A 7,972-nucleotide genomic window follows, 5' to 3' on the forward strand; every position below is an offset into this window, starting at 1 on the left:
ATCAAAACCTGCATTGTATAAAAACGCTAGCTTTGTCTGCGTCTGTGCTTGTGTAGGAGAGGGGGGGAGACAAAGTCATATTTAGATTTTGCGTGTCTTGCGTAGTTTGTGTAGTGTTATTGTTTGGAGTATTATCATTGCTAGTTGATATTGTAGATTCTAGTGTGATGGGCGTAGATTTTTCATTCAAATCCGCATTAGATTGTGTGCTAGATACTGCATTAAATTCTGCGTTAGATTTTGCATTAGATGGTGTTAGATTTTCGCAAAATGTGATTTGCGACAAACATAAAACACATAAAATTACTTTTAAAAACTTCATTTTGTAGCTTTGCTAGCAGATTTTAACACTATTTATTTAGCCTACTCATAAGGCTTAGGATTCCATCTTTGCAAGATTTTCCTTGCAAAATCCCCACTACCTCATTTACAATCGGCACATAAATATCATTCTTTTTTGCCACTGTTTGTATCGCATAGGCTGTGCGCACGCCCTCTGCGACTTCACCTAGCTCGCGCAAAATCGCTTCAATATCTTTGCCTTGCGCCAACCCCACGCCCACGCGATAGTTGCGTGAAAGCGTAGAGTTTGCACTCAAAAATAAATCCCCAGCCCCCTCCAATCCCAAAAATGTCTCAATTTTGCCCCCAAAATACCTCCCAAATCGTTCCATCTCAATAAGCCCCCGTGCCAAAAGCGCGGCTTTTGCGTTATGCCCAAGTCTTAGCTCATCACAGATTCCACCCGCGATTGCAAGCACATTTTTATACGCCCCACTAACTTCTGCACCGATAATATCCTGCCCCGCATAAGGTTTAATAAAGCTAGGGAAAAAACGACCAAACTCTTTTGCCACGCTAATATTATATGCGTGAATAGCAATCGCACAGGGCAGTTTCTCTCTCACTTCTGTGGCAAAACTAGGACCGCTTAAAAAAGCTAGATTTTCTTTTGGCAAAAAATCAAGCGCGATCTCGTGCACAAACGCACCGCTTCCTTCCTCTATGCCTTTGGAGGCAAAAAGATATTTTGTGTTGGGACAAAAATTATTTTTATTAGATTTTAGCCATTTGCGTAGATTTGCCGTGCTAATAGCGATAATGACAAATGGCGAATATAGGGCTAGGGAATAATCTACTTGAGTGATTTTGTATGGCGTATCATTTGGTAGGGTAAGTTTGCGTCTTGAGGCGATATGGATATTTGTGCTATGGGCTAGCGCAAAGCATAGTGCGCTTCCCCACGCTCCGCCACCACAGACGGATATGGTGGCGATTTGGGCAGATTTTGTGTGCTTGGTGTTGTGCTGCAAATTATGTTGTGGGTTTTGTTGTGAGTCGTGTGGTGGATTTGTAGGCTTTGTGCTTAGCTGTGTATCTTGCATTATGTCCCCATAAGTTGGCTTTTTTTAAATTGTGTAGAAAATTGTATAAAAATTAGACAAGGCAGAATCTCTTAAAAGCGAATCTCTTAAAAACAAGATAGCATTATAAAATATTTTGATTAAATAAAAAGAATGTATTTTTTGCGCACAAAGAGCGGATATTTTTCTTGCTTTTTAAAACAATATGACAATCGTGCAAAAAACGCAAGGCAAACAAAGTGCGACAATAAAGAATCGCAAAAAAAACTACCAAAATCTACTAAAGTGCGTTTCTCTCCCAAAAAACCCCATTTTCATAGCCTTGAATCGTTGGATTTTGAAGCGCGTTTTCTAGCCTCTCTTCACACCACGCACAATACCTCTCCTCAATTTCCACACCGATAAAATGCCTTTTTAGCTTTTTTGCTACCACGCTAGTAGTCCCACTCCCTGCAAATGGATCTAGGATAGTTTGCCCTTCATTGCTTGAAGCTAAGATTAGCTTAGCGATTAGCTTTTCTGGCTTTTGGGTGGGGTGGGCTGTGTTTTCACTCATCGCCCAAAAAGGTATAGTAATATCCCCCCAAAAATTTGACGGGCAAGTATCGCGGTAGTTCCCGCTCTCGCTCTGCACCCAATCTTTTGGCTTGCCATTTTCTCTGTATGGGGCGATGACTTTTTTTCGCATTTTTATGGATTCTAGGTTAAAGACATATTCTTTGCTACAAGTGGCAAACCAAATATCTTCTAAGCCATTTTTATAGTTTGATTTTGCTCCGCGTCCTTTTTCGCGTTGCCAAGTGATACGATTTTGCAAGCAAAACATTTCATCTATCACACGCCCGATGATAAGGCTACTACGCCAATCACAGCATACATAAATGCTAGCATTTGACTTTAGTAAAGGCTTAATTGCTTCTAGCCATTTTCTTGTGTAGATTTCATACTCGCTATCTTTTTTTTTGGAGAAAATCTTGCCATTAAAAGATTTTGTGAGATTGTAAGGAGGGTCGGCGATAAGTAAATCTATACTAGATTTTGGCAGAAGTGGCGCAATGCTAAAAATATCGCCACAAATGGTAGAATCTAATATTTTGCGTAAATCTTTTTGCGGAGTGTTTATGCGCTTGGTGCGTTCAAAAAAGATTTGCCCATCTTGCAAAGTGGTGTTTATGGTTTTGTTGCGGGGGGATTTTTTTTGCATTTGATAAAATCCTTTGATTTTCGTGTGATTTTGCATTTTGCGATATAAAGCGCGATATAAAACGCAATGCAATGTAAAATGATAGTAGGCAATGTAAAATTATAAATAAAATAGCTTAAGATTTGGGTTAGAATCCTAAAATACTTCACGCGATTTTAACCCAAAGCACAAACATTACGCAACGCAAAAATGCACAAAAACATAAAGTATTTTTTGATTTTTTTACACTTTATTTAGCTTAGATAAGGGAGCGATTTTGTTAGATTTTGGCAATATAGATTTTGACAAGCTAGAGGCGCATTTTAGCGAGTTTGCTATTTTTGGGAAGCATTTGTATTATAAACCTATTTTAGACATCGTTTGTTTTGATAGAGAGGGGGCTAAGCACACATTTGCTAAGATGCAAAAAATGCTTTCAGTGCATAAAAATAGCTTTGCGGTAGGCTTTGTCTCTTATGAGCTAGGAATCCTAGAATATGGGCTAGATTTTCATTTAAATAACACAAATAATGAGCTAGATTTTAGGGCGTTTGATTGCGTTGATTTTAGCAGGGAGTCTAAAATCCCTCTAATATTTTTTAGGCTTTTTAGCAAGCGCATAAAGCTAGCAAAACTTGCAAAATCTAGCCACAAATCTAGCTCAAAAATCGCTACAAAATCTAGCCTAAATTTTATGCCAAAAATCTTGCAAAATATCGACAAAGCACGATATGCAAAAGATTTTAATGCGATAAAAAACGCACTAAAAAATGGCGAGACTTATCAAATCAACTACACGCAAGAGCTACATTTGCAAAGCAATCTAAATGGATTAGAGATTTTTAGCTCCCTTTTGCCACGCCAAAATACCAAATACAAAGCGTTTTTAAAAACCCCTTTTGTAGAAATCGCCTCTTTTTCGCCTGAATTATTTTTTTGCCTAAAAGGGCGCAAAATCAAAGTCGAGCCGATGAAAGGCACAATGCCTAGAAGCGACATAAAATCTAAAGATAAAGACAATAAAAAGGCATTGCAAAAAGATGAAAAAAATGTGGCTGAAAATATGATGATTGCAGATTTATTGCGCAATGATTTGCATAAAATCGCGCATCATTTAGACTATAAACTTTTGCAAATAAAATCCTATAAAACACTCCATCAAATGACTTCTAAAATCACAGCTTTTTTGCGCAAAAACATAGTTTTAGATACTCAAAAAAAATATGCAAAATCTAGCGATTACACAAACAATCTTTATGAGATTTTTTGCGCACTTTTTCCCTGCGGGAGCATAAGCGGTGCACCCAAAAAATCTAGCGTAGAAATCATAAAAAAATTAGAAAAAAGAGAGCGGGGGATTTATTGCGGTGCGATTGGCGTAATCTCACAAAAAAAGAAAAAAATAAACGCAACTTTTAGCGTGCCAATTCGCACAGCTTTTAGAAAACAAAATGAATATTTTTGGAGATATGGCGTGGGAAGTGGGGTTGTGTGGGATTCGATTTTGCGTGAAGAAATAGCCGAGCTAGAGCTAAAATCTAGTTTTTTGTTTAGAGAGGATTTTGCGCTAATTGAAACAATGCTTATGAAAAATAATCTTGTTTTTTTGCTAGAAGCACATTTAGCTAGAATGCTAAAAAGTGCTAAAGATTTAGGATTTAATTTAATGGATTTGCAAAATCTTGGATTAAAAAATATTGCACAAAATAACGATAATTCTAAATTGCCCATACTAGCAAAAAATATCAGTGATTTTGTAAGATTTGCCCCGCTAGATTCTAATCTACTAAAAACAAATGCGTGGAAAAATCTCCCACCAAAAATGCTACAAACACTAAGGCAAAATCTAAACTATAAAAATAACGAAAATAAACCAAAAATCTTGCGACTTTTGCTACGCAAAAATGGCGAAGTAAAGATAGAGATTTTGCCATTTTCACAGATAAAATCTAGCGCGATAAAAATCGCTAAAAACACTCTAAATTCACGCAATGACGCTTTGTATCATAAAAGCACTTTAAGAGAGCATTTTACACAGATTCCAGCAGGGTGCAAAGATAATATTTTTGATTTTATCTACCTAAATCAAAGGGGTGAAATCTGTGAGGGAAGCAGGAGTAATATTGTGATTTTAGCAAGTGGTAAAGATGGGAAAAATCTATACACGCCACGCCAAAAAAGCGGGTTATTAAATGGCGTGTTGCGTGATAATTTTTTGCGTCATAAAATCGTGCGCGAAAAAACTTTGAGATTAAAAGATTTGCAAAATGCAGAGAAAATATTTTGTATAAATTCTGTGCGAGGGGTGCAAGAGGTGTTTTTGAAATAAAAGTGTTTTTAAAATAAAGGCGTTTTTGAAATGAGACATTTTTGAAATGAAATTTTTAAGCAAGTGTGTAAAATAAAAAATGTTTATCACAACTTTTGATGATAATGTATTTTTGAGAGGATTTGAAAAATAAATAAACATAGATTTTGCAAAACTCATTGTCTAAAAAGAAGCATATCTTTTATGCCCTCATACACAAAGCCAGAATGCGTTTCTAACTCCATAAATTTGGGGTTTGTGGTTGGTTTTTGTAGATTGTTATTTTGTGAGTTTTCTAGTGTTTTATTTGGTATTATTGCCATTATTTTTCCACGCATTTCTCCAGCTTGTGATTTGCTTTTCTTGCGTAAGTGGAGCAAAAAACACAGAATGTGGCGAGGCAAAAATATGCACGGTAGATTTTTGCTTGCTATATTTTTGTTTGTTAGATTTTGTGGATTTTAGTAGCGTTTCATATCGTTGAGATTTGGTATATTTTTTAGGTTTGCTATCGCTAGATTTTGCATTGCCTAAAGTGCCAAAAATTATTAGCCAAAAAACACAGCATAAATATATAGATTTTTTCATAGTTTTTATAGGGTGGTTTTGGATTTTGTGCCTAGATTTTGCATTTTAGATTTTATATGAAAGCATTAGTGAAATGGAGTTTGTTTGATACTGCGCATTATTGCGAAACTCAGCATCGGCAAATAATATCAAATTTGCCATTACTTCATAGGCAAGCCCTAGATTTAGCCCTAGAGAATAGCCTAGAGGTGCGATATAGTCGCCGTTAATTTTATCGCGCATTTGGTATTGATAGCTTATGCCAGCATTTAGCGACACATAAGGATTTACTGCAAAATACACCATTGGGCGAAGTGAGAATCTCTCCCCGCTATTTATGTTTTGTCCTAAATGCGATTTATTAAGATTTAGCGAGACGCTTGCTTGCAACGCCAGCACCACAGGATCGATACTATAATAACTTGTCGCAAAAAAATTATAACCTTTAGCATATTGTAGGTTTTTGCTACCATTTGGATAAAACGCCCGCTCGATAATATCCATACTAACCCCTAGCATAAGCGCAGGGGCTTTGCCCTCTTTTTTTGCCTCTACTAGCACGCCCACACTCCACGAGCCAAAATCCCCCGTGCTAGCATTTATGTGGGTGTTGTTTATATCATTTCGCGCCGTGCTGCCAAAAAGCATTTACCGTGCTAAAAATCTCCACGCGTTTATACACGCCATATCGTGCATACAAAGAGAGGTTTAGGTAGTCTTGATTTGTAGTGGTTGAAGTAGGGATATAGATAGTGGCGTTATTGTTTGGGATTTGTGCGACTCCGCTAAATGAATTTTTGCTTAAAATATTGATATAAGAAAATGAAAGATTTAGCTTTAAATCATTGCTTTTTGTCATTATATCATCGACATTTACGGATTTTGCATTTGCATTGCCACAAAGTGCTAAAAATACAAACAACAGCACAATGATTTTGCAGGCTTTTATCTTGTGCAAATGCAATAAAAATCCTAAGTTTATTTTATAAAGTATTATAATTTTACCAAACATCAACAATCCTAATACCCAATCCCCGCTTCAATCATTATCCCAAAATTTTGACTTGCAGGATAGTTCTTGCGAGCAATCGGATTTGCATTGTCGTTGTAATCTGCATAAAAAGGCACATTAGATGATGAGCCTAGATTTTCGTATTTGCCGATAACTTTGACATACCATTCTTTGCGATCATCTATGTCTTGTGAATATCCTAGAGAAGCGATAATGCCATAATTAAAGCCTTTGAGATTAGATTTTGCAGAGTAGGTTTTTCCAAACTCATACCAGCCACTTAAGACATTAAACCCAGCGGAGTATTCTATGCGTGATTTGCCAGCCACAGGCACAGCCCCTTGTGCTTCTAGTCCTATGTAAAGCAAATTTTTATTAAATCCGCTTTTGTTGCCACTTGCATTCAAATAATCATCGCCCAACACTAGATTTACAAAAAGCGGGATATTTTTTGTTAGCGCATTTACGCCAAGTTTGATTTTTACATCGGTGTTTATGGCGGTTTGTTGCTTGCCTAGATTTTCAAATGTTACCCCGCTATATTCAATACTTCCAAGCCCTAAGCGAATGCCTATAAACCCCTGAAATCGCTTGTAAGATTCTATCAATTCGCCATTGATAAATCCACCATAAGATTGCGCTTTAGCTGTGTTGGCATTGAAATCATAATAGTTAGCACCTACGCCAAATCGACTCGATAGACAATGCTCCTCATCATTTGCAAAGCATAGCCCCACTGCACTTGCATTGCTAAGAGAAAATCCAGCGAAACCCAAAACAAAAAAGGTTTTGCGCACTAAGGTTTTGCCCACTTTTGCAGCAAGGATTGTTTGATAAAATCCTTTTTGTTTTTTCATTTGTTGTATGATTGGTTTTAATGATGTCATTTTTTGACTCCTTTTGATTTTTATGCGCTAAGCAAGGATTTTGCTTCCTTGCTTAGCTTGTTGATTGGATAATCTCGTATCGCTACTATGACACTAGATTAAAATCTTTGTCCATAGTTAAAGTCAATACGACATCCTTTGCTAAAAATCGCACATAGCCCATAAGAAACAGCAGAGATTCCAAAAGCAACGCCTATGGCAGTCCAAAATTCACCTTTGGTTTCTTTTAGTTCTTCTTGAGATAAGACTTGCACATTTAGATTCTTTGCATTTTCTCCAAAAAGAAAGACAGAATCCGCTTGCGTAAATGTTGATTCTGTTTTTACAGAATCAATGCCGTTTGCTGATAATCCACTAATGCCTAAAAAGACACTCAATGTTAGTGTTGAAATGATTTTATTCATCTCAATACCTCCTTATTAAAAGATTTAGATTTTGCCACCTTGTGTGAGAATCTATCTCAAGGTGGCGAGTCGATTATAAAAAAAAAAAAAAACACCTTGTCAAGTTTAATATAAAAATTTGTCAATAATTTTCATAGTTTGTTACTATTTTTCACAAAAATGTATCAAAAATTGATTATGTTTTTCATAATTTATCATTTTGCCTATATTTTAAGAATCAATGATGAGTGATTGCGTTTTTTTTTTT

At 36.3% G+C, this 7,972-nt stretch carries 10 protein-coding genes; 1 reads left to right on the forward strand and 9 read right to left on the reverse strand.

Annotated elements, in window-relative coordinates; genetic code table 11:
- Position 1: 1 nt before the first annotated feature.
- From ACWIX0_RS07610 to ACWIX0_RS07620, 3 genes are all read right to left on the reverse strand, one after another.
- Complete coding sequence (locus ACWIX0_RS07610; protein ID WP_454173331.1) at positions 2 to 322, reverse strand: hypothetical protein; 321 nt, start codon at positions 320 to 322, stop codon at positions 2 to 4.
- A gap of 28 nt (positions 323 to 350) precedes the next feature.
- A complete protein-coding gene (locus ACWIX0_RS07615; RefSeq protein ID WP_454173333.1) occupies positions 351 to 1,385 on the reverse strand; it encodes an NAD(P)H-dependent glycerol-3-phosphate dehydrogenase in 1,035 nt (344 codons plus the stop codon).
- Between the two features lie 259 nt (positions 1,386 to 1,644).
- Positions 1,645 to 2,568 carry a DNA-methyltransferase gene (locus ACWIX0_RS07620; RefSeq protein ID WP_454173335.1) on the reverse strand — a complete coding sequence of 308 codons (924 nt, stop codon included), beginning with the start codon at positions 2,566 to 2,568 and terminating at the stop codon, positions 1,645 to 1,647.
- Between the two features lie 256 nt (positions 2,569 to 2,824).
- Here ACWIX0_RS07620 and ACWIX0_RS07625 point away from each other — a divergent pair, with 256 nt between their 5' ends.
- Positions 2,825 to 4,876: a bifunctional chorismate-binding protein/class IV aminotransferase gene (locus tag ACWIX0_RS07625; RefSeq protein ID WP_454173337.1), complete on the forward strand. Its 2,052-nt coding sequence runs from the start codon at positions 2,825 to 2,827 to the stop codon at positions 4,874 to 4,876.
- A 155-nt stretch (positions 4,877 to 5,031) separates the two neighbouring features.
- On the opposite strand, the gene ACWIX0_RS07630 is transcribed toward ACWIX0_RS07625, so the two are convergent.
- The 6 genes from ACWIX0_RS07630 to ACWIX0_RS07655 all read right to left on the reverse strand — a co-directional run bounded on the left by ACWIX0_RS07630 (position 5,032) and on the right by ACWIX0_RS07655 (position 7,725).
- The gene (locus ACWIX0_RS07630; protein ID WP_454173339.1) at positions 5,032 to 5,178 is read right to left on the reverse strand and encodes a hypothetical protein; all 147 of its coding nucleotides are present in this window, start codon (positions 5,176 to 5,178) and stop codon (positions 5,032 to 5,034) included.
- A complete protein-coding gene (locus ACWIX0_RS07635) occupies positions 5,159 to 5,443 on the reverse strand; it encodes a hypothetical protein (RefSeq protein ID WP_454173341.1) in 285 nt (94 codons plus the stop codon). Before ACWIX0_RS07635 ends, ACWIX0_RS07630 begins: the two co-directional genes overlap by 20 nt.
- 45 nt (positions 5,444 to 5,488) lie before the next feature.
- Positions 5,489 to 6,070, reverse strand: a complete 582-nt coding sequence (locus ACWIX0_RS07640) for a hypothetical protein (RefSeq protein ID WP_454173343.1) — start codon at positions 6,068 to 6,070, stop codon at positions 5,489 to 5,491.
- The gene (locus ACWIX0_RS07645) at positions 6,042 to 6,434 is read right to left on the reverse strand and encodes a hypothetical protein (RefSeq protein ID WP_454173345.1); all 393 of its coding nucleotides are present in this window, start codon (positions 6,432 to 6,434) and stop codon (positions 6,042 to 6,044) included. Before ACWIX0_RS07645 ends, ACWIX0_RS07640 begins: the two co-directional genes overlap by 29 nt.
- 8 nt (positions 6,435 to 6,442) lie before the next feature.
- Positions 6,443 to 7,321, reverse strand: a complete 879-nt coding sequence (locus tag ACWIX0_RS07650; protein WP_454173347.1) for a hypothetical protein — start codon at positions 7,319 to 7,321, stop codon at positions 6,443 to 6,445.
- 98 nt (positions 7,322 to 7,419) lie between these two features.
- Positions 7,420 to 7,725 carry a hypothetical protein gene (locus ACWIX0_RS07655; protein WP_454173349.1) on the reverse strand — a complete coding sequence of 102 codons (306 nt, stop codon included), beginning with the start codon at positions 7,723 to 7,725 and terminating at the stop codon, positions 7,420 to 7,422.
- Positions 7,726 to 7,972 lie beyond the last annotated feature (247 nt).

Source organism: Helicobacter sp. T3_23-1059, assembly GCF_053654515.1.

Excerpts from the sequence above, each read along its gene's own strand:
- ACWIX0_RS07610 (WP_454173331.1), bottom strand. The coding sequence starts at position 322 with ATGAAGTTTTTAAAAGTAATTTTATGTGTTTTATGTTTGTCGCAAATC.
- ACWIX0_RS07615 (WP_454173333.1), bottom strand. The coding sequence starts at position 1,385 with ATGCAAGATACACAGCTAAGCACAAAGCCTACAAATCCACCACACGAC.
- ACWIX0_RS07620 (WP_454173335.1), bottom strand. The coding sequence starts at position 2,568 with ATGCAAAAAAAATCCCCCCGCAACAAAACCATAAACACCACTTTGCAA.
- ACWIX0_RS07630 (WP_454173339.1), bottom strand. The coding sequence starts at position 5,178 with ATGGCAATAATACCAAATAAAACACTAGAAAACTCACAAAATAACAAT.
- ACWIX0_RS07635 (WP_454173341.1), bottom strand. The coding sequence starts at position 5,443 with ATGAAAAAATCTATATATTTATGCTGTGTTTTTTGGCTAATAATTTTT.
- ACWIX0_RS07640 (WP_454173343.1), bottom strand. The coding sequence starts at position 6,070 with ATGCTTTTTGGCAGCACGGCGCGAAATGATATAAACAACACCCACATA.
- ACWIX0_RS07645 (WP_454173345.1), bottom strand. The coding sequence starts at position 6,434 with ATGTTTGGTAAAATTATAATACTTTATAAAATAAACTTAGGATTTTTA.
- ACWIX0_RS07650 (WP_454173347.1), bottom strand. The coding sequence starts at position 7,321 with ATGACATCATTAAAACCAATCATACAACAAATGAAAAAACAAAAAGGA.
- ACWIX0_RS07655 (WP_454173349.1), bottom strand. The coding sequence starts at position 7,725 with ATGAATAAAATCATTTCAACACTAACATTGAGTGTCTTTTTAGGCATT.